This window comes from Pseudomonas sp. NFACC10-1, assembly GCF_900119195.1.
GTDB classification, from domain to species: Bacteria; Pseudomonadota; Gammaproteobacteria; order Pseudomonadales; family Pseudomonadaceae; genus Aquipseudomonas; species Aquipseudomonas cerasi.
The window spans coordinates 58,306-79,194 of record NZ_FPJB01000009.1 but is presented as its reverse complement, the minus strand read 5'-3'; the positions used below and the strand labels follow the sequence as shown (position 1 = coordinate 79,194).

General features: G+C 60.6%; 15 protein-coding genes. 2 read left to right on the top strand and 13 right to left on the bottom strand.

Annotated elements, in window-relative coordinates; all coding sequences use genetic code 11:
• Positions 1 to 100: 100 nt before the first annotated feature.
• Positions 101 to 5,929, bottom strand: coding sequence for a hypothetical protein (locus BT119_RS22905; RefSeq protein ID WP_072366981.1), 5,829 nt, complete (start codon positions 5,927 to 5,929; stop codon positions 101 to 103).
• A 221-nt stretch (positions 5,930 to 6,150) separates the two neighbouring features.
• On the opposite strand from BT119_RS22905, the gene BT119_RS22900 reads away from it, so the two are divergent.
• Positions 6,151 to 6,714, top strand: a complete 564-nt coding sequence (locus tag BT119_RS22900; RefSeq protein ID WP_003372491.1) for a DUF2780 domain-containing protein — start codon at positions 6,151 to 6,153, stop codon at positions 6,712 to 6,714.
• Here BT119_RS22900 and BT119_RS22895 read toward each other — a convergent pair.
• Positions 6,694 to 7,740 (bottom strand): RHS repeat-associated core domain-containing protein, encoded by a 1,047-nt coding sequence (locus tag BT119_RS22895; RefSeq protein WP_239989844.1) that lies wholly within the window; start codon positions 7,738 to 7,740, stop codon positions 6,694 to 6,696. The two genes, BT119_RS22900 and BT119_RS22895, sit on opposite strands and share 21 nt — an antisense overlap.
• A 71-nt stretch (positions 7,741 to 7,811) precedes the next feature.
• Entirely contained in the window at positions 7,812 to 8,705 is an 894-nt protein-coding gene (locus tag BT119_RS22890; protein ID WP_072366979.1) for an acyltransferase, read from the bottom strand.
• Positions 8,706 to 8,898: 193 nt separating this feature from the next.
• Between BT119_RS22890 and BT119_RS22885 the strand changes: the two genes are divergently transcribed.
• The gene (locus BT119_RS22885) at positions 8,899 to 9,402 is read left to right on the top strand and encodes a retropepsin-like aspartic peptidase RloA2 (RefSeq protein WP_003432546.1); all 504 of its coding nucleotides are present in this window, start codon (positions 8,899 to 8,901) and stop codon (positions 9,400 to 9,402) included.
• 466 nt (positions 9,403 to 9,868) lie between these two features.
• Here BT119_RS22885 and BT119_RS22870 read toward each other — a convergent pair whose 3' ends face one another.
• From BT119_RS22870 to BT119_RS22815, 10 genes are all read right to left on the bottom strand, one after another.
• Entirely contained in the window at positions 9,869 to 10,498 is a 630-nt protein-coding gene (locus tag BT119_RS22870) for a glutathione S-transferase family protein (RefSeq protein WP_024661874.1), read from the bottom strand.
• Positions 10,499 to 10,567: 69 nt separating this feature from the next.
• Positions 10,568 to 10,750, bottom strand: coding sequence for a hypothetical protein (locus BT119_RS22865; RefSeq protein WP_002555613.1), 183 nt, complete (start codon positions 10,748 to 10,750; stop codon positions 10,568 to 10,570).
• The gene (locus BT119_RS22860) at positions 10,747 to 11,880 is read right to left on the bottom strand and encodes a PepSY-associated TM helix domain-containing protein (protein ID WP_072366978.1); all 1,134 of its coding nucleotides are present in this window, start codon (positions 11,878 to 11,880) and stop codon (positions 10,747 to 10,749) included. Before BT119_RS22860 ends, BT119_RS22865 begins: the two co-directional genes overlap by 4 nt.
• Before the next feature lie 121 nt (positions 11,881 to 12,001).
• Positions 12,002 to 12,985 (bottom strand): FecR domain-containing protein, encoded by a 984-nt coding sequence (locus tag BT119_RS22855; RefSeq protein ID WP_003372499.1) that lies wholly within the window; start codon positions 12,983 to 12,985, stop codon positions 12,002 to 12,004.
• Positions 12,982 to 13,500: an RNA polymerase sigma factor gene (locus BT119_RS22850; RefSeq protein ID WP_003372500.1), complete on the bottom strand. Its 519-nt coding sequence runs from the start codon at positions 13,498 to 13,500 to the stop codon at positions 12,982 to 12,984. Before BT119_RS22850 ends, BT119_RS22855 begins: the two co-directional genes overlap by 4 nt.
• A gap of 287 nt (positions 13,501 to 13,787) precedes the next feature.
• A complete protein-coding gene (betA, locus tag BT119_RS22845; protein ID WP_024661877.1) occupies positions 13,788 to 15,494 on the bottom strand; it encodes a choline dehydrogenase in 1,707 nt (568 codons plus the stop codon).
• A 140-nt stretch (positions 15,495 to 15,634) separates the two neighbouring features.
• Positions 15,635 to 17,107 carry a betaine-aldehyde dehydrogenase gene (gene betB, locus BT119_RS22835; RefSeq protein WP_058396369.1) on the bottom strand — a complete coding sequence of 491 codons (1,473 nt, stop codon included), beginning with the start codon at positions 17,105 to 17,107 and terminating at the stop codon, positions 15,635 to 15,637.
• Positions 17,108 to 17,210: 103 nt separating this feature from the next.
• Entirely contained in the window at positions 17,211 to 17,804 is a 594-nt protein-coding gene (gene betI / locus BT119_RS22830; protein ID WP_002555619.1) for a transcriptional regulator BetI, read from the bottom strand.
• 305 nt (positions 17,805 to 18,109) lie between these two features.
• Positions 18,110 to 19,498: a DUF3482 domain-containing protein gene (locus tag BT119_RS22820; RefSeq protein WP_003372506.1), complete on the bottom strand. Its 1,389-nt coding sequence runs from the start codon at positions 19,496 to 19,498 to the stop codon at positions 18,110 to 18,112.
• The gene (locus BT119_RS22815; RefSeq protein WP_072366975.1) at positions 19,491 to 20,870 is read right to left on the bottom strand and encodes a DUF2868 domain-containing protein; all 1,380 of its coding nucleotides are present in this window, start codon (positions 20,868 to 20,870) and stop codon (positions 19,491 to 19,493) included. The genes BT119_RS22820 and BT119_RS22815 overlap by 8 nt, the downstream gene beginning before the upstream one ends.
• Positions 20,871 to 20,889: the final 19 nt, after the last annotated feature.

Sequence of the window (20,889 nt, the reverse complement as noted above, 5' to 3'; positions counted from 1 at the left end):
CACCCATGGCAGCAAGTCTGGGCTGAGTCTCTGTTTCCGCCCAGCTAGCAGAACTACTAGGCTGTTCCGCCTGCGGGACGAAAAACGCTGGAGACGTGCCCTACTGACGCACAGGCCTCACCAATACCGAGTAGTAATGCTCCTGCACATAGGCATTGCTATCAGGTTCCGGCACCCCGCGCATGCTGTCGATCGAAGGGAAAAGACCCAGATTCCAGTTCCGTCTGGCGGGCAATTGCGGCGTAACTCCATTTTGATCAGGCTCACGTGCAGGCTCGGACAAGTCCGAGGCCAGCACGCCGGTAATCTGCCCGTTCCGGTCCAGTACTTTCCCCGCCACGAACATGAAATGAAACGGGTAGTCCGATGACGGGCTGCCTTCCAGCCCTCCTCGCTCGATGAAACCGATACCTTCGCCGATCTCGGGAAATGACTGCTCGCCGACAAAATAGTCAGAGTGGCCGCGTGCATTTATCCAGTCATCGAGCGCTGTTGTCGTGATATTCAGGCTCACCAACTGACCATCCTGCCTGGCGACGACCTCGACATTGGGCACCACTGGAGCCGGATCACCCAGGCTCTCGCCCTTGTAATCGAACGCGACTTGCCCTCCGGCATATTTCGATACCAGGAACTCGGTGCTGGAGATGCAGCTTTCAGGCACCGCTGCCCTGGCTTCCAGCCTCACGTAACCGTCACGATCCGCTGCGATGGAGTGGAACAGGCTCGATGGCACATTAAGCTTGCCGGGTACCAGAACGTCGTCGCTCATGATGTGCAGGTCTTCGTGGTGAACCTGAAGCGTTCCGCTCGCTGTGTCATCAGCGGAATGGGACTCGTGAGTTGCCAAACGACCGGCCGGCCGCCGGGTGCGGATGCTGCAGATCATCTGATCGATGAGATTGCCGCCCTTGAGCGCTGGACGGTTGATCAGCGTGAACTCATGTCCGCCGATGTGACGCACCCAGGGCAGTGCCAGGGTCTCGGCGCGCGACCTGCCTTGCGGTGGTACCAGCAGAAACACCCCGTTGCGCTCATCCCAGTCGGCGCGGTAGATCCTGCCGTTATCCAGCTTGATGTAGTCACGTCCCTCAATCGAGTAACTGCCACGCTTTGGCCCGCTGCTGAGCGCCTCTGCACCGGTCAGATCGACAATCGCGCTGGCAATCCCCACACCTCGGGTCCGCTCGGGATAAAGGGTGTCATCGATGTGCAGTTGCAATTGCGCACCGCTCAGATGTGTATGCTCGTCCGGCTGCTCCAGACTGGTGACCGACTCATAGGTATAGCCGCGCTGCGAGGAGAGAAAAATGCGTCGCGCATCGGCTTCCGGGACGTCATCAAGGGACAGCACGGCGATACGTTCAATTCTCGACGGGTCGGTAAAACAGGCTTCGATATGATCGATGATCGACCCCGCATGACTCAGGTAAAACTCGTCGTGCAGATGCCCCGCCAGCATGCCGAGACGCCTGGCAGGCGAATGGGCGAACCAGGCTTTTCCCCCTGACTTCAGGCTGACTTCTGCCATTATCAGGTTGTTGCGGGCCAGCTTCTCCTTAAGCTGACTGACGAAGCCGCTCCGCTCGCTGGCGAGCGGCGGAATGTTTTCCTGAGCAGCCAGAAGCGGCTCGTTCAGACGAAGCTGTCTGAGGATATTTTCCCCCAGGCGTAACTCTCTGGATCTCGATGCCGCTCCCCATTCAACGGTATGGCCCAGCAAGGTATTGGCCAAGGCCGCCTGGTTGCGCGCAGCAAAAAGAATGGCCAGTTCCTCAGGGGTATCGAGTACATAAAACGGATTTTCCACTGTGGTAATGGACGAGGGCAGCCGCGATTTGATTTTGGCCACAGCATCGATGTTCCTGGCGACCCATTGAGGGTTGCGCACATAGGCTTCGTTCGCCGCCTTCGCGCCATAGAACAGCTCCAGCGCAAAGTCATCATGGGCGATGCCGTTGCGATAATCCGACTGGTCGTGCCACAGCTGAGGCAACGCTCGTTTGGGATCGGCGTGCGGGCTGATTTTCTGCAGGCTCAGGGCTACAGGCTGCTGGTCGTGTAACGTCTCGCCCGGCGCCAGCGCCAGGAAGTGCTCGATGGGCAGCGTGCCGCGATAGTGAACGCCGCGATCCGCTTCGATCACCAGTTCCTGTCCGCTGCCATTACTGAGCGTCGCCAGAACACCCGCAACGGTCTTGCTGCCGACCAGACCTTGCAGCGTGTCGCTTATTCGGACGGTCACGAACATGCCTTGAGCCGCGACAATCTGTGCCTGAATTTCAGGCTTGTAGGCCGGTATGGCAGGCAACACCCTGGCGACTTCCATGCGGCTGCCGTCGGCGCGAATGAAGGCGGTCGTCTCAACATCGGTGCCAGCATGTTCGAGTACTTCGACATGACCATTACGCTCGGTGACGTATTTGTGCTCGATCACACCAAGCGCCATGCTCTGCTGGCTTACCCTGCCATCTGCGTCGATGACCCGCACGGAGGCTGTTTCAAGCGCCGCCACGCAGTTGTCATACCAGCTGACTGTGTTGGTGGGAGCCAGAAAACGCTCCGGGCGACCGCTGAAGCCAAGCGGAAAATCCTCGGTGTGGGCAAAACGTGAAAGCTGCGGGGCGTCGACCGTTGACTGCGGGTGCCTGCGCCATTGACCTGCTTCGAGGTCCAGCGTATGCAGAGGTCGCAATTCCGGCCCTGTCAGTCCGCTGACTGTCCGGCAGGCATGGCCGTTGAGCATGTAGATCTTCTCGCTGATTCCACCCAGCAGTACCGCCCGAGCGCCACCTTCGACCATCGCGTTGCCATTCCAGTCGAGGCTCGTGACCTTCCGGCCCGTCGGCAGCTCGGAGATCTGCCCATCCTCCGAGACCCGCCAATAGGAGCTGCTTGTGGATAGGCGACGCCGCGCGAGGTGTGCGCCCTCGGCTTCGCGTTCGATGGCATCGCCGTGCTCGCTGTGTCGGGCCGTTTCGTTCAGATCAGAGCGGTCAGAAACAGCGCGCTCGCTGACGGTCTGTTGATAACGCAGTATCGCGGACCGAAGCCCTTTCACCGCCGATATGCCGCAATGCAGCGCCGAATGCAGACCGACCAGCAGAAAACCGAAGTTCTTCACCGACTCCTCGTAGTCGTTGGCCTTGATCGAATCGCCGAGGGCCTGGACCTGCTGGCTCATCGTCCAGATAGTGGTGCCTTGCAGCATCAGCACACCCGCCACTCTGGGAGGGAGCGTGCGCATTTTGCACAGCACCAGCTCGGCAATGATGTTGAGTGCATCCAGCGCGATGCCGTCATCATTGCCGTCGTAAATATCGAATCCCAGGTTGATGAAGTTGCCCAGCACAGGAATCAGTCCGCCGACCTGATGCACCAGTTGCAGCACATGCTGCGCGCTGGTCGACATGTTCTGAATGTCATCGTCGTTCGCTCGGGCGCTCAACATCTGCCTGAACGCCAGAGCACTGGCTTCAAGCCGGACCTTCTCGTCGGCGCTCAATAACTCGATGCAATGAACCGGCCTGTCACTGTCCGCCAGCGCAATCCCTTCCAGAATCTGCAGGCGCTCGGCGGCAGTACCGGATACCAGCACCAGCCGCTCGGCCTCCAGCATCCGATAGGTTTCGGTCGCCTGAATGGCGTAGGTCTCGGCCTCGAGCCTGAACGCTGCCTGCGGTGCGGTCAGTCGAGCAGGCAGGTGGCCGTTGTTGACGAAGGCAATGTTCGCGTCGAATAAACCCGTCAGCTTCGCTTGCAGCACGTCCAGACTTGCCGTGTAACGTGTTTTAACGGCGAGCGCCTGAGCCAGTTGCCCGAGCCGTTCATCACGATTGTCGGCAAGCGCCAGCTCGCGGCGCAGGTCTTCGTCATACACCACACTCAGCAGGGTTCGATAACCGACCGACTCTTCGTGCCGGAAAAACGTTCCGGTATTGATCCAGCCGGCCCGATAACTGATATCGAACGAAGACCGTGCAATCACCGGCCAGCAGGCTTCATTCAACCCCAGATAACGGCATAGCTCACGCGCCACGAATTCCGGCTGGGTCGGCTGCAGAACGACTTGCAGGCGCTGTTGGTCCTCGAGGTTCTGCGCAATCACTCTGTAGTAGGTGTTGACGGCATCATTCAAGCGCCGGGTATAGGCCGCCTGACGCTGCGCGTGCGGCAACGCCGGCAGGTCCTCCTGGTAATGTGCCAGCAGGTGACGGACCGCACGCAGCAACGTGACAGAGTGGCCGACGTTCCATTGCGCCTCGCGCAACTCATCGGTCAACTCCACGAACCGTGACCTGATGACGTCATAAGCACCCAGCGCCAGGGGATCCACGTATAGAAACGGAGGTTCTTTGCTGCGGATATCGAAGGCTTCGATGTCGATATCGGACAGCGGATAACGACGCTGGACAGGATTGGGCACGATCACTTCCACGATCAGCCGCTCAATATTGATCGCCCCCTCGGCTTCGCCATAGCGAATGGTGTTGATCATGTAAGACGACAGTTCCTGGCGCGCCGCGTCGAAGTATTCCGCAAGGTCCTTCGCGCGCCAGGGATTGACGGTGTGCTGCTCGCGGTAGATGTCGTGGTGGCCATCGCTGTCGTAAACGACCAGTTTCAGCGTGATGCCACCGGTTTGCTGGAGCATTGTCAGCAGCGCGTTTTCGTTGTCTTGCAGCGACGCGCCAAAATGCCGGTAACTGTTCAGCAAGGTGCGGCATCGACCAAGATGCCACTGCATCTCTTTCTTCAGCTCAAGGTCGATGACACCGTAGTCGTCAGTGCCGTGCGCCTGAACCTTGTGCTGCCGAAAGGTGTAGACCTGCGAGGTATCGAGCATGAAACGCTGCTGTTCGGCGAGGGTAAAAGGCAACGCGGGTGCCATCCCCGCAGGATGGGCTTCGCGCTCTCCGGGCAACAGCGCAGTGATCGCCTGCAGCAGATGGTCGCGGGTGGCAGCCAGCGGAATGTCGACGCCGTAGTAATCGAGCAGACCATGCAGTGAGACGGTTTGATCGTCGCGAATGGCCAGGATGCACTTGGCATCTGCCGATTCAAGGTGCGGTACCAACCGGGCCAGGCAGTCGGTGAAACGGATAAATCGCAGGTGCAGGTCAGACAGCGTGGCGTGCGCAGGTTGCCGTCCCTCGGAGATGCCCTGCAGTCGCAGCGAGTGAACCGGCCTGCCTTCATTCATCCTGACATGCAGCACACAGGTGAAAGACTGCCTGAAGTCCACCTGAGACGTGTTGACCAGATCAAGAACGTAGCGCAGGTCTTTACGGCGTACCCCGGGCAACAGATCGTCATCGACCTCGCCAGCCGGACCCGCGCTGGCGATAGCCCTGAGCAACGCCTTGAACCGCTGCAATATCGAACCGCCAAAAGTGACGCCGGCAAACAGCGGCGAGTCGTCGGCCACGGTCATGAATACTCTGTTGGTCATACAGGTGCCGGTCTTCACGTCGCGCATTCGTGCCCGCAGCGTGTTCAGCAACCTGCGGTAATCGCCCCGCGTGCGGTCTATGCGCTCGATTCGGACGCTCGGCGAATGTGACTCGCGCTGATGACTCTGCGCAATATCGAGCGCCGCCTTGGCCAGTTCGTGCTCGGGGCCTGCCTCCAAGGCTGGCGAAGCGACGGAACGGGTAACGCGTTCTGCGCTGTCCCTGAGCACGTTCAGTTCATCGTCGAACAGCACTGATTTCAGGGTGTTCAGGAGCTCGATGTCGTCGGCCCATCGCCCGAACACGCTGGCAGCCCCAAGTACCTGAATCTCGTCCAGTAGCGTGAAACCTTCAGGCCGCGGCCGTTGCAGAATGGCGGCCAGTTGCTCGCTGCCTTCGGTTGCCAGCATGTGCTGAAGCCTTTCCCGGCCGGCGGCTGGCATGGAAGGAAATGATGAGGTGTGGGTATCGGTCATTGCTGATGCTCCGTGCATTCCAAATGACCGACACCATGCTGTTTCGCGGAAAAACGAGGTAATACATAGATGTTTTCGGACGACACGGGCCAGACACCGGGCAAATACAGGCTCTGCCGTTGTTCGCTACCGCGCGCTGGGAACAAGCTTCTGTTCCTCCAGTCAAACCCTGTGCTTCATCGCCCACTCACGGGCGGTTCGAGCTCGATAAAGGTGACGCAATGAAAACTGCACGCGCAATGGCTTTGGCAACGTTGATGGCAGCGGCTGCTAGCCCTGCATTTGCCTTCAATCTGAATGACGCCGCGAACGCGGTCTCCAATGCCACCAATGGCAATCAGAAAGCCACGGCGGCACCCGAAGTCGCGGGGCTGCTCAATACTCTCGGTACGCAGCTCAATGTCACCCCGGAACAGGCGGTTGGCGGGACAGGTGCGCTGCTCGGGCTGGCGAAGAACAAACTGACCAGCACCGATTATTCGCAGTTGGCCAAATCGGTCCCGGGCCTGGAGCAAATGTCCGGCACTTCCGCACTGGAAAGTCTGGGCGGCGCCAACGGGCTGGGCAGCCTGCTGGGCGGCAAGTCGGGCAATAGCTCGATGCTCAACAGCGCGCTGGGCAACGTGCAGAGCATGGGTGATGTGAACAACGCCTTCAAGGCGTTGGGCATGGACAGCACGATGGTCAGCCAGTTTGCCCCGCTGATTCTGCAATACTTGGGGCAGCAAGGTGCCAGTGGCTCGGCGTTGCAGAGTTTGAGTGGGTTATGGGGTGCCGGGAGCTGAAGCGGACCTTATACGTGTAGCGTTCCTCAATATATCTCCGGTCTTGTACTGCTTTTTTTGCACAGCGCCTGAGATCAACGCACCTGCTGAATTGAAGGCCACACCCACCATGGCGGTGCTGCGGTCTTCAGGAAATTGCCTTGCCCATTTGATAGCAGCCGCCCCAAAGGCGGCCGGGTCGTTTTTTTTCCCCGAATACACTTGCGACGCCAGCCCCGCGTAATACTCGGCCTGCTCAAAACTTAACCTTCCGTCTCCGTGAGTCGCAAAATGGCGATTCACTTGACGGAGGTTTTTGATGAAGGAAGACTGGCTGTCATTGAATCGTTCAAGCGCGTCATCAAGCCATTTTCTACTGCCTTGCAGAGGCATCGATGAGCCAACCGCAGGGATCAACCCTTTGCGGGCTGTTTCAATCACGTCGTTAAATTGCTCGCTGATCAGCTTTACAGACTTTATCGTACGCGTACTGAAAACTGCTACAACCACCTTAAATACTCGCCCCGTCGGATCGACATTATTGACAGGGTTTCCTCCACAGTAGGCATAACCATTTATCCCTCCCTCACCAAACGGGCTCAGCGTATCCGGGCTGTTAAAGCGCATCAGCGTCGGGTTGAATGCGCGAAGTCCATTGCCCAGCAAGTAATATCCAGTGATCGGATCAATCGTCTGCCCTGTAAAACCAGGTACGCTCAGTGCGGATGTTTGCAGGGATCGCAGGCCATAAGGGCTGTAGACAAACGCCTGATTGCGCATGGCATCAAGGCTGTGCAGCACAGAGTTGGCTTGATCTGTCGCAAGCAGCTCGAACAGGACCTGATCAGATTCCACACGGCGCAACGCCAGTAAAAGACCCTCTGCCTGAACGACAGAATGGTGGGAAGTGCCCTGTATTGCTGTGGTCAGGCGGTTGTTTCGATAGAAACGCCTGACGACCTCCTGCCCCGCAGGGGCGATGCCTGCCAGTCGGTTCAGTGCGTCGTAACGGTATAGGCCGATCGGCGCAACATGGGGCAATGACATGAGAGCGGATTCCGGCAACATTAAAGGCCAGTTTCATCCGCCCGTTTCGCCTCGTCTACCTGTCAGAACTGTCAGTGCCCAAACAACTCCAGCCGCAACGCCGCAATACGCGCATCCTTTTCGTCCCAGAGCTGATTGACCCAACCCTGCACTTTCTCGCGAAATGCAGGATCGTTTTCGTAATCGCCCTGCCACAGCGCCGGGTCCAGCTCGCGGGTTCGGATGTCGACGATCACGTTGGAAACCCGGCCGCAGAGCATGTCCCAGAAACCGGGAATGCCTGAATCGGGATACACGACCGTCACGTCCAGGATGGCATCGAGTTGCTCGCCCATTGCCGCCAGCACGAAGGCAACGCCGCCGGCCTTGGGCTTGAGCAGATGGGTATAAGGCGAGCCCTGGGCCGCATGTTTGGCCGTGGTGAAGCGCGTGCCTTCCAGGTAGTTGACGATGGTCACCGGCTGACGCTTGAACAGTTCACACGCGGCCTTGGTGATTTCCAGGTCCTTGCCCTTGAGCTGCGGATGTTTCGCCAGGAACGCCTTGCTGTAGCGCTTCATGAACGGGTAATCCAGCCCCCACCACGCGAGGCCCAGCAACGGTACCCAGATCAGCTCTTTTTTCAGGAAGAACTTGAAGAACGGCGTGCGCCGGTTGAGTGCCTGGACCAGCGCGGGGATATCCACCCACGACTGGTGATTGCTGATAACCAGGTAGGACGTGTCACCGCGCAGCCCTTCATCGCCACGGATGTCCCACTGCGTCGGTATGCAGGTGGCGAAGATGACCTTGTCGATCTCGGCCCAGGTTTCGGCGATCCACATCACCGCAGCCGAACAGCGATCGCGCATACGGCCTCTGAACAGCAGTTTGAGCAGCGCAAAAATCAATAGCGGACCGATAAGCACCAGCGTATTGATCAGTAACAGCAGGGCAACAAAACAGCCGGTGAACAGACGGCGCATGACGGACTCTTGAAGGTTCAGGGGCGGCAATAATAAAGACCCACGCGTTTTACGCCAATTACACAGGTGCTTACAAATGTTTCACGTCTCGGCCTTTATGCTGACGTCATATTCATCCTGACGAACCTACTGCAGGTTCGCTGTCTAAAAACGGGCGCCAATCAGGCGCTGACTATTGCGAGGAACCTCTCACGTGAAACCGATCCTGGCGCTATTGTCTTTGCTGGCCCTGCCGGTCATGGCCGCTGAACCGACGTTGTATGGTCGCTACGAGAACATCAAGGTTGCGGAAATAGGCCAGACCTTCAAGGCCAAGATGGACACCGGCGCACTGACCGCCTCGCTGTCGGCAAAGGACATCGAGTTGTTCAAACGCGATGGTGATGACTGGGTACGTTTCCGCCTGGCAACCAAGGGTGCGGACGACAAGGTGTATGAGCACAAGGTCTCGCGGATCAGCAAGATCAAGGGACGCGCCGAAGGTGACGACGACGATGACGAAAGCATCAACCCCGCCAAGCGCCCTGTCGTTGACCTGGAACTGTGTCTGGGCGACAAGAAGCGTACGGTCGAGGTCAACCTGGTGGACCGCAGCCACTTCAACTTCCCGCTGTTGATCGGTGCCAAGGCGTTGCGTGAGTTCGACGCCGCGGTCAACCCGGCCCGCCGTTATACCGCTGACGAGCCTGATTGCTGAGGTTATCCACAGTCCTCAGCCATCGTGCGACGCTTCGCAGATCTGTAACGCGGAGCGTCACCCACGGTATTCCCACGCTGGAGCGTGAGGAACGATCACCTTGTAACTATCGTGCCCATGCTCCGCGTGGGTATGCATTTCTGGACGCTCCGCGTCCTATCCGGAATGTGCGGCGCAGCGTAGATCTGTGACGCAGAGCGTCACCCACGGCATTCCCACGCTGGAGCGTGAGGAACGATAGTCGTCCGTAAGAACACCATCGTGCCCATGCTCCGCGTGGGTATGCCGCTCTGGACGCTCTGCGTCATCCGGAATGTGCGGCGCGGCGCAGATCTGTAACGCGGAGCGTCACCCACGGTATTCCCACGCTGGAGCGTGAGGAACGATAGCCGCACGCGAGAACACCATCGTGCCCATGCTCCGCGTGGGTACGCCGTTATGAGCGTGAGTCGCGACGCAGATTGACTCAGACCGGCGGCTGGGTCGCGATCATCGACGGGCGTTGACTGACGTCCAGATACCAGGCGGCCAGTCGCGGATAAGTGCTGCGCCAGTTCAGATCCGGCTGGCGGAAATCCAGATATCCAAGTGCAGCGGCGACGCTGATCGATGCGACATCGAAGGACGTGCTGAGCTCGGTGACCGCGTCGCTTTCGAAGTAATGCAGCGAGCGCTCAATCTTCTGCTGCTGGTTGTCCAGCCACTGGTTCCAGTGTTTTTCCTGCGGACGCAAGGCAGTTTCGTAGCGGATCATTACCGCTGCATCCAACACCGCATCGGCCAGCGAAGCCAGGGTCAGGCGCCTCCAGCGTGCCGAGCCTTCCCGGGGGATCAGTGGCAGGCCCACGTGCTGGTGGTCGAGATAATCAAGAATCACCCGGCTGTCGTGAATGACGTTGCCGTCAGCCAGCCTTAGCGCGGGAAGTTTACCGGCCGGGTTGTCTTCATTGAGCTCGGCAGACGGGCTGACCGGCGTCAGCACTGTGGTCTGCAACTCGACGCGATCGAGCTGAGCGGTTTCATGCAGCATCACCATCACCTTGCGGGCGAAGGGTGAAGCCGCGTTGAAGTACAACGTCATCGTAGGCGCTGACATGGGTATTCCTCGAATGAGACAGGATCCTAGACTAGTCAGCCTGTGACGCGTCTGCAATCAGCGTTTCAATCAGCCGCGCCGCACCAGCAAGCCCTTGATGCTCAACAGGGCAGCCGTCCCCATGCCCAGCCACGCCAGCGTATCCCACCAGCCATCACCCAGCAGCGCGGCGAACAAGCCGACGCCGATAAGCAGCGCTATCACGGCGGGTATCGCAAAGGTCCTCCAGAATCGCGATGGCCTGGAACTCATTGCGCCACCTGAGCCCGAACCACGCTCACCGAGCGCGCGGCACGACGCCTCACCCACCACAGATAGACGCCGCTGCCGAGTACGATGATGGTCAGCACGTCCAGCACTGCCCAGAGAATCTTCATCGGCATGCCGCCGTAATCACCGAAATGCAGAGGTTGCGACATGCCCAGTGCGTCCATATACCAGGGACGTTCGACCACGGCGGTGACTTGCAGGGTCTGCGCGTCGATCAGCACCGGTGTGGCGAGGTGCGCAGTCAGGTGTGTATTGCCTTTGAGGAACACCGCGTAATGATGCTCGCTGGAGAAGCGCGTGCCGGGGAAAGCGATGAAATCGGCCTGCATGCCGGGCGCAGCGGATTCGGCAATTTCCAGCAATCGAGTCGCCGGGGCGTGCTGGGTCAATGGCGGCGCGTCCTTGTAAGGGGCGATCATGGTCGCCAGCGCATCATTGCGCCAGGAGGCAATCAGCAGATCGGCGCAGGCGCTGATGACCCCCGTCACGCCGACCACCAGCGCCCAGGTCAATGTCACTACGCCGATCAGGTTGTGCAGGTCCAGCCAACGCGTACGCCTGGATTTATTGACCCGCACCTGGCCGAACTCCAGCTTGCGCATGAACGGCGCATACAACACGGTCCCGGAAACGATCGCCACCACAAACAGCAAGCCCATGAACGCCAGCAGCAATTTGCCGGGCAGGTTGGCGTACATGTCTACATGCAGGCGCAGCATGACCATCATGAAGCCGCCGTTGGCAGAAGGCATCTCCAGCGCCTCACCGGTGCGCGCATCGAGGGCGAAGGTGTGCGAGGAGTTGGGCTCGGTGCCGGCGGTTGCAGCGGTGATTGCCATTACGCCATTGGGGTCTTCGTCGTCCCAGCCGAAATACTGCATCACCTCGCCGGGGCGATGCGCTTCGGCAGCCCTGGCCAGTTGCTCCAGATCCAGGCGTGGTGTGTCGGCAGGCATCTCCCGGTAATGCGGAGCGTCGCCGAGCAGATGATCGATTTCATGATGAAAGATCAGCGGCAGGCCGGTGACAGCCAGCATCAACAGGAACAGGGTGCAAATCAGGCTGCTCCAGGTATGCACGATGGACCAGCGGCGCACGGTTTGGCTTTTCATGGTTTATCCACAGACGAAGAGACGCAACGCTACGCGCGTCCCCGAAATGACTTGTAAGACTAAGCCGCTCGAAACCGAAAAAGTGTCAGGGCGATCCGCTGTCTGCATGAACGGGTATGTTTCAGAGTTTTGCCGGAGGATTACCGGGCTGTTGATCCCTGGGCAGCACGGACACCCACCACGCCGTGTGTTGTTCTATCTGCACAGGCAAGGTCGGCAGCAGCGCCTTGAGCGCCAGGTCAGTGTCTTTCAACGGGAAGGTACCGGTAACCCGCAGATCAGCCACCTTCGGGTCGACGCCCAGATGTCCTGCCCGGTAACGCCCCAGTTCAGCGAGCATGTCCGCCAGCCGCGCGTTGTCCACCACCAGCATGCCGCGCGTCCAGGCGTCGACACCGGAAGGCATGCCAAGCAACGGGCCCAGTCCGTTGCGGGTCAGCAGCACCTGTTGGCCCTCGCGCAGAACCTGTTCACCGGAAGCATTGCGCGGGTGGGCGACAACCGCCGATTGCAACACGCTGAGCCGTGTTCCATCGGACTCGCGCCGGACCAGAAAACGCGTTCCCAGAGCGCGCATCTTTCCATCCGCCGTCTCGACGATGAAGGGCCGCGGGTCGTCATGATCGCCGGTCTGCACCAGTATTTCACCGTCCTGCAGAATGACCCGACGTTGCTGCGCATCGAAGCGCACATCGATTGCGCTGTGGGTGTTAAGGCGAATCAGGGTGTTGTCCGCCAAACGCACGTCACGCTGTTCACCGGTGGCGGTGCGCTGGTCGGCAAGCCAGTAATCTATCGGCAGATAGCGGTCGCCGACGAACAATGCCAGACCCAAGGCCATGAACACCCCGGCCAGACCGCCACCGAGCTTGCGCAAGCTGTGTCGCAGGGCACCCGGCGACTGTTGCAACGCCTTGCGTGCCGGACCTGCGGGCAAAGCAAAGCGCTGATTGACCATGCCCAACTGGCTCCAGGCCCGGGCATGCTCTTCATCGGCAGCCAGCCAGCGCGCCAGTTCGGCGTCATTGCCGTCGTTGCTGTCCATGTTCAGTTGCCACTGGATGGCCGCATCGAGCACGCGGGCAGAGACCGGTCTGGCGTTCACGTCGGCTCACCGTAAAGTGCCACGTAGCACTGACGCATCGCCTGAGCCAGGTATTGCCTGACGCGCGAGACCGAAACGCCCAGCCTCTCGGCAATCTCAGCGTGACTCATGCCGTCGAGGCGACTGTACAGAAAGGCTGCCCGCGCCTTGCTGGACAGTGTGCCGAGCATGCTGTCGATCGCCTTGAGGTCTTCCAGAATCAGCATCTGCTCTTCCGGAGAGGGCTGCTCGGCCTCGGGCACCTGCATCAACTCCCCAAGATAGGCCTGCTCCAGCGCAGCGCGTCGGAAGTGATCGAACATCAAGCCTTTGGCGACGGTTGCCAGGAAAGCACGCGGTTCTCTGGGCGTGAGCAATTCATGGCGCCCCAGCAAGCGCACAAACGTGTCCTGACTCAAATCCTGAGCACGTTGCGGGCAGGCGACATTGCGTCTGAGCCAGGCCAGCAGCCAACCGCGATGATCGCGATACAGCGCACCAACGATCTCGCTATGAGTGCTTGGGACTGACGACACGAATGGCCTCGATGAGAAAGTTCTAACTAAAGAGAATCATTCGCGATTGTGGCAGAGCGGAGGGGTAGTGGCAATTCGCGTCTGTCGGGAGGCGGGTCTGAATCGAGTGGGCGCTCGTACCCATGCTCAACGCACATTGCGAAGCGGAGCGTCGGGAAATGCAGTCTCACGCTGAAGCGTGAGGAACAAGAATCCTGTAACTATCGTGCCGATGCTCCAGTGTGAAATACATTCACGCTGGAGCATGCACAACGACAGGCGTCCCGGGAGGACGCCTGGGCGTTAGATCAGGCCTGGTGGCTGATCTCGCGCAGCGGCTTGCCGCGTGCCGGCTTGTCGCCTGCGACGAAGTAGTCGGCCGTGCTGCGTGGCAGCGGCTGGCGACCACGGATCTTGTCGGCGATTTTCTCGGCGATCATGATCGTCGGTGCATTCAGGTTACCGGTGGTGATGATCGGCATGATCGAGGCATCGACCACACGCAGGCCTTGCAGGCCATGCACGCGACCCTGACCATCGACAACCGCCATTTCGTCGGTGCCCATCTTGCACGAGCAGGACGGGTGATAAGCCGTCTCGGCATGCTCACGCACGAACTGGTCCAGTGCCTCGTCAGACTGCACGTCGATGCCGGGGCTGATTTCGCGGCCACGGTACGGGTCCAGTGCCGGCTGCTGCATGATCTCGCGCGTCAGGCGGATGCCATCGCGAAACTCCTGCCAGTCCTGCTCGCTGGCCATGTAGTTGAACAGGATGCTCGGGTACTCGCGCGGGTCTTTGGATTTGACCTGCACGCGGCCACGGCTCGGCGAACGCATGGAGCCGACGTGAGCCTGGAAACCGTGCTCCTGAACGCCCTTGGTGCCGTTATAGTTAATCGCGACCGGCAGGAAGTGGTACTGAATGTTAGGCCATTCGAACGCTTCACTGGAGCGAATGAAACCACCGGCTTCAAACTGGTTGCTCGCACCGATACCTGTACCGAGGAACATCCACTCGGCACCGATGGCAGGCTGGTTCCACCACTTCAGCGAAGGGTACAGCGACACCGGCTGGGTGCAGGCGTACTGCAGGTACATCTCCAGGTGATCCTGAAGGTTCTGGCCAACGCCCGGCAGGTCATGAACCACCGGAATATCCAGCTTGTTCAGCACTTCGGCCGGGCCGACGCCGGAACGCTGGAGAATCTGTGGCGAAGCGATCGCGCCGCCACACAGCAGTACTTCCTTGCGGGCACGGGCCTGGATGCGGGTGTCGCTGTCACCTACCAGGTACGCCACGCCGACGGCACGCTTGCCTTCGAACAGAATGCGATCGGTCAGCGCGTGAGTGACGATGGTCAGGGTCGAGCGCTTCTTGGCCTCGTCCAAATAACCACGGGCGGTACTGGCGCGACGACCGTTAGGCGTCACGGTGCGGTCCATCGGACCGAAACCTTCCTGCTGATAACCGTTGAGGTCGTCAGTGCGCGGGAAACCGGCTTGCACGCCCGCCTCGACCATCGCGTGGAACAGCGGATTGTTGCCCGCCTTGGGCGTGGTCACGCTGACCGGACCTTCACCACCGTGGTAGTCATTCGGGCCGATGTCGCGGGTTTCGGCCTTGCGGAAGTACGGCAGGCAGTCGAGGTAGCTCCAGTCTTCGAGACCCGGCTCCTTGGCCCAGCCGTCGTAGTCCATCGCGTTGCCGCGGATGTAGCACATGCCGTTGATCAGCGATGAGCCGCCCAGGCCTTTACCGCGGCCGCATTCCATGCGGCGGTTGTTCATGTGCGGCTCTGGCTCGGTCTCGTAGGCCCAGTTGTAGCGACGGCCCTGCAGCGGAAATGCCAGGGCGGCAGGCATCTGGGTGCGGAAATCCAGCCGGTAGTCCGGGCCACCGGCTTCGAGCAGCAGAACGGTGACGCCTGCGTCTTCGGTGAGACGGGCTGCCAGGGTGTTACCGGCCGAGCCGGCACCAATGATGATGTAGTCGTATTCGGATTGAGTCGTCATAGAGGCTCCCTCATAGAGCTGCGAGTTTCAAGCCTCGGCCGCAAGCAGAAGCAGCGAGGCGATACTCGTGAAAATGGGGTGCGGCAGGCAGCTTTTGAGTGCGTCTGCTTGAGGCCTGCCGCGTGCCACTGAAACCGTGTTTAGAAAACCGAGGCGTAATCGCCCAGTTCGATTTGTACCGACTTGATGCGCGTGTACTGGGCCAGCGAGCTGATGCCGTTCTCACGACCGACGCCCGACTGCTTGTAGCCGCCGACCGGCATTTGTGCCGCCGACTCGCCCCAGGCGTTGATCCAGCAGATACCGGCTTCCAGCAGATGAATCACGCGGTGGGCGCGGTTCAGGTCGCGGGTCACGATGCCTGCAGCCAGACCGAAGTCGGTGTCGTTGGCGCGGCGCACCACTTCGTCTTCGGTGTCGTAACCGAGGATGCTCATCACCGGGCCGAAGATTTCTTCACGCACGATGGTCATCTCGTCGGTGCAGTCGGTGAACACGGTCGGCGCAACGAACGCGCCCTTGTCGAACACCCCGCCGGTCAGGCGATCGCCGCCGCACAACAGACGTGCGCCCTGCTCTTTGCCCTTGGCGATATAACCCAGCACGCTTTCCATGTGCTCGAAGCTGACCAGCGGGCCGAAATTGATAGTTTCGTCTTCCGGGTTGCCGGCGCGGATGCGCTTCACACGCTCGAGGATTTTCGCTTCGAACTCGGCTTTCAGAGCGTTCGGCACGAACACGCGGGTGCCGTTGGTGCAGACCTGACCGGAACTGTAAAAGTTGGCCATCATCGCGATATCGGCCGCACGGTCCAGATCGGCGTCGTCGAACACGATCAGCGGTGATTTGCCGCCCAGCTCCATGGTCACTTCCTTGAGCGACGAGCTCGAGGCGCTGGCCATGACTTTCTTGCCAGTGTCAGTGCCGCCGGTGAAGGAGACTTTCTCGATGCGCGGGTGCTCGGTGATCCAGGTACCGACTTCACGGCCGCTGCCGGTCAGCACGTTGAATACGCCGTTCGGTACGCCCGCTTCGGTGTAGATTTCTGCCAGCTTCAGGGTGGTCAGCGAAGTGACTTCACTCGGCTTGAAGATCATCGCGTTACCCGCGGCCAGCGCCGGGGCGGATTTCCACAGTGCGATCTGGATCGGGTAGTTCCAGGCGCCGATACCGGCCACCACACCCAGCGGCTCGCGGCGGGTGTACACGAATGAAGAGTCGCGCAGCGGAATCTGCTCACCTTCGATGGCGGGTACAAGACCGGCGTAGTATTCCAGCACGTCGGCACCCGTCACGATGTCCACGTAGCGGGTTTCGGAGATGGCCTTGCCGGTGTCCAGCGTTTCCAGAGCGGCCAGTTCATCGTTGCGCTCACGCAGGATGTCGACGGCACGGCGCAGGATGCGCGAACGCTCGACGGCGGTCATGGCGGCCCAGATTTTCTGGCCCTTTTCGGCGGCGACGACGGCGCGCTCGACATCGTCCTTGCCGGCGCGCTGGATCTGCGCCAGGACTTCGCCGTTCGCCGGATTGATGGCGTCGAAGGTTTCAGGGTTGCTGGCATCGACATAACCGCCATCGATGTAAAGTTTCTGCAGTTCAAAACGGGCCATAAAGTCCTCGCAAATTCAGTGGGGGGGCGATGACTGATTTCAGTGTGCCGGGTTCGTTCGGCAACAGGCTTTTACAGTCGTTCGGTAAGGGGCTTCGAAAGCCTCAGCTCGCCGATTTCGCCAATTGGAAATCCATGTACTCGTAAGCGATCCGTTGCGCTTGCTCGGTGTCGAATGCATCGCCTGACAGCGCGCCTCTCAGCCACAACCCGTCTATCAGGGCTGCCAGCCCGCGGGCGGCGCTGCGTGCCTGTTCCAGTGGCAAGGTGCGGCGGAACTGACAGCACAGGTTCGAATACAAACGGTGGTCGTTGATGCGCTGCAATCGGTGCAGCGAAGGGTGATGCATGCTGGTCGCCCAGAAGGCCAGCCAGGTTTTCATGGCCGGGCCGCTGACCTGACTGGCGTCGAAGTTGCCTTCGATGATCACTTGCAGGTGAGCCCTGGGGCTGTCCTCGGTCAGCGCCTGACGGCGTTCGCGGACGTTCTGGATCAAGGCGTTCATCAGATGCCGCATCGTGGCGGCGATCAGGCCGTTCTTGTCCTGAAAATAGTGACTGATGATGCCGTTGGACACGCCTGCCAGTCGCGCAATCAGCGCAATGCTGGCATCGCCCATACCGACCTGATCGACCGCAGTCAGCGTGGCCTGGATCAACTGTTGGCGGCGGATGGGTTGCATTCCGACCTTGGGCATTGGCGCGATTCTCCCGGGTGTCTGCAGTGATCGTTGTACCAAAACGGTGAGGCCAGTCTAAAGATTTTTTATTGAACGATCAATCAATAAAAATAATAGGCGGGTTTTCGCCGGTAAACGGCAAGCTGAAAAGCGCCTGAATGCGGGGGTTCTGGAGGATGCGTCAAGGCGCAGATTCGTGACGCGGAGCGTCACCCACTGCATTCCCACGCTGGAGCGTGAGGAACGATATCTCAACTATCGTGCTCAGCTTCATCCTCAACTATCGTGCGACGCTCCGCGTCCGGTCTTCAGCGCTGGAACAGTCAATCCTGCAAAACCACATCCGCCAGTTGATCAATCGCTTCCTGCCGCTCCGCCTGATTCGGTTTGGCGTGCGGGTTGAGTGTGGACCATTGCGGGTGGGCGCGGGCGCGGTTCAGGGGCTCGGGGATTTTGCCTTTGCGCCAGGTCTTGTCCTGCGGTGTGGTCAGTTCGATGCTGTGCAGAGCCGCGTGGCCCCTGACACCCAGCGCCAGCAGCAAGTGGCGCTGACGCAGGGCGAGCAGGCGCAGTACCGCATCATCGACGGTCAGTTCTCTGCGCCCCTTGAACTTGCCGAGCAACCGGCCTCCGTAGCTGCGCGCCGTGGATAACGCACCACCAGCAATCGCGCCGACCAAAGCCGCCGCGCCAAGCGTTACGCCGCCGACCATCAGGTCGACCCCTGCCCCGGCCGCAGCGCCAGCCGCCACCCCGCCGCCAACGCGCACGCCCATCAACTTCAGGGTTTCCGGGTTGAACAGATCATCGCCCCAACGACCGTCCATCAACGGCAAATCGCTGCTGGACACATCATCCTTGCGAAACGCATACAGCTTGAGCAGCGCCTCGACACATTGCTGTTCGCGCTGGCGAACCGCCTTGCGCAGCGCTTCCACAGCCTGCTGCTCCTGCTCGGCAGTGGTCTCGACGCTACGCCGGCATGCAGCACAATCAATCAGCAGTTCGGCGATCAGGCGAGCAGCACTGTGACGTTTGGCCGTGCGCTGTTTTTCCTGATCCTCAATCAAACGCTCGAGCCGCGGCCGCGCGCTTTCCAGCAGAAGCGCCAGGCTTTCATACAGACGTCGACCGCCGTCTTCCGGCGGTGCGACGCTGTCGAAGCGCACCAATGCATGCAGCCCCAGGCGTGAAAGCGCTTCGCGCCACTCCGGCTCGCGGTGTTGCTGTGCACTGACGAAATTCAGCACCGGCAGCAGTGGCTTGCCACAACTGGCCAGCACCGCCAGCTCATCACGGTACTTGGCGAGTACCGGTTCGCGTGCATCGATCACATACAGCCCAGCGTCCGAGCCGAGCAACTGGCGCATGACTTTGGCCTCCTGCTCAAAACGCTGGCGCGCCTCGCTGCCCTCCAGAAAGCGCGCCAGTCGCGCCGGTCCGTCCAGACGCTCGCCGGGACGGTCCAGGCGCTCCAGATAATCGAGCAGCGCGATAGCGTCTTCCAGGCCAGGCGTGTCGTACAACTCGACCAAGGCCTCGCCGTCCACAGAAAGGCGCGCGCCTTCGACATGACGAGTCGTGCTGGGGCGATGGGACACTTCGCCAAAGCTGACATCACCGGTCAGGGTACGCAGCAGCGAGGTCTTGCCGACGTTGGTATGACCGACCACCGCCAGCTTGATCGCACGAGTGCTGTCTGCTTCAGTCATGGCCTGTCTCCAGCCAGTTCAAGGGCGCACTGTCGGCGTGTGGCAACTGCAACTGATCCAGCGCGACGTGCCAGTCGCCAAGGCGCTCGGGGTCAAGCCTCTGCCCGGCAGGCGCGGGCAGCAGCCAGATACGCGCTGCACCGGCGCAGCGTGCCAGTTCGGCGATCAACGCCAGACTGCCACGGTCCGGCGAGCGGCGCGGGTCGCAGGCGATCACTATGCGCGCAGGCGGATACTGGGTCAGTTGCTCCAGCAGCTTGTGGCGCGACTCACGGCTGTCGAGAACACCTGCATCAGCAACACCCGACGGCAGCGCTGGCGGCCAGACCTGCTGATCATCCAGCTCGATGGCCACCAGCAACGCGCCGTCGCTTTCGCTCGCCCCTGCGCCGGACTGCACCTGATGCAGTGCGGCAGGCTCGGCATCGTTGACACCCAGGCGCTCGCTGCTGGGCATCAGGCGCTCACGCAATTCAAGGTATTCGGGCAAATCCAGATCAAGGCGCAGCGCTGTCCTGCCCTGCTTCCAGCGCCACAGGCAGAACCCGGCCAGCAAAAGACGCGGCACGATGCCGTACACCAGCAGCACACCGACCAGCCATGCCGCCCAGGCCTGACGCGCATTCTCGATACTCAACGCGCCATTGCCGCTGGCACGAATCATGGTTTCGTCCGGGACACTGAACCCCAGCCACGCCGGGATCGTACTGAGCGTCTGGGTAAGGCTGACGAACGTGTCGCTGCTCAGAATGGTGGTTTCCCAGACAAACCCGTAGCGTCGGGTCGCCATCAGCATCAACATCAACACCAGCGCAGTGAGTAACGCCAGCAGCCACAGGCTGTGAACCACCAGCCCCAGCGCCCAGCGGTTCAGGCGCTGGCGTTGCAGCAGCAAAACCAGCGCGGGGGCAAGCTGCGCGGCCTGGGCGTCACGGGCGAGTTTTTCGCTCAGCCACAGCCACACTCGGCCCAGCCCGGTGTTACTGCGCCCGGCGAAGATCAGGCCCAGCGCCCAGGTCAGCAACAGCACAAGGTTCAGCCCCAGCAGGCTGCCCAGCGCCCAGAACACATTGACCGCTGCCTGCCCGTCGCCCATTGCAGCGAACGCCAGGCCCGCGCCACTGATCACCGAGAGCACCGCCAGCGCAATCAACGCCAGCCGTGCGCCCTGCTTCCAGTGGTGCAGTGCGCCAAGCATGCCGTCGCGCTGCGCCAGGCCGAGGGCGCGGTGGGTAATGCGCGCAGTCAGGTCGCCGCCGGCAGCGCGGGCACGGCGATTGGCTTCCTGATCATCCAGCACGCCCGCCTGCTGTTCACGCAGGCGCACGGCTTCGGTCAGCCAGAGGGTATCGAGGGGGGTCAGTGCAGTCACACAGTGTCTCTTGATTGAA

What these genes read in the sequence shown, in the direction of transcription:
- BT119_RS22905 (WP_072366981.1), bottom strand. Translation starts at nt 5,929, where the DNA reads ATGACCGATACCCACACCTCATCATTTCCTTCCATGCCAGCCGCCGGC.
- BT119_RS22900 (WP_003372491.1), top strand. Translation starts at nt 6,151, where the DNA reads ATGAAAACTGCACGCGCAATGGCTTTGGCAACGTTGATGGCAGCGGCT.
- BT119_RS22895 (WP_239989844.1), bottom strand. Translation starts at nt 7,740, where the DNA reads ATGTCATTGCCCCATGTTGCGCCGATCGGCCTATACCGTTACGACGCA.
- BT119_RS22890 (WP_072366979.1), bottom strand. Translation starts at nt 8,705, where the DNA reads ATGCGCCGTCTGTTCACCGGCTGTTTTGTTGCCCTGCTGTTACTGATC.
- BT119_RS22870 (WP_024661874.1), bottom strand. Translation starts at nt 10,498, where the DNA reads ATGTCAGCGCCTACGATGACGTTGTACTTCAACGCGGCTTCACCCTTC.
- BT119_RS22865 (WP_002555613.1), bottom strand. Translation starts at nt 10,750, where the DNA reads ATGAGTTCCAGGCCATCGCGATTCTGGAGGACCTTTGCGATACCCGCC.
- BT119_RS22860 (WP_072366978.1), bottom strand. Translation starts at nt 11,880, where the DNA reads ATGAAAAGCCAAACCGTGCGCCGCTGGTCCATCGTGCATACCTGGAGC.
- betA (WP_024661877.1), bottom strand. Translation starts at nt 15,494, where the DNA reads ATGACGACTCAATCCGAATACGACTACATCATCATTGGTGCCGGCTCG.
- betB (WP_058396369.1), bottom strand. Translation starts at nt 17,107, where the DNA reads ATGGCCCGTTTTGAACTGCAGAAACTTTACATCGATGGCGGTTATGTC.
- betI (WP_002555619.1), bottom strand. Translation starts at nt 17,804, where the DNA reads ATGCCCAAGGTCGGAATGCAACCCATCCGCCGCCAACAGTTGATCCAG.
- BT119_RS22820 (WP_003372506.1), bottom strand. Translation starts at nt 19,498, where the DNA reads ATGACTGAAGCAGACAGCACTCGTGCGATCAAGCTGGCGGTGGTCGGT.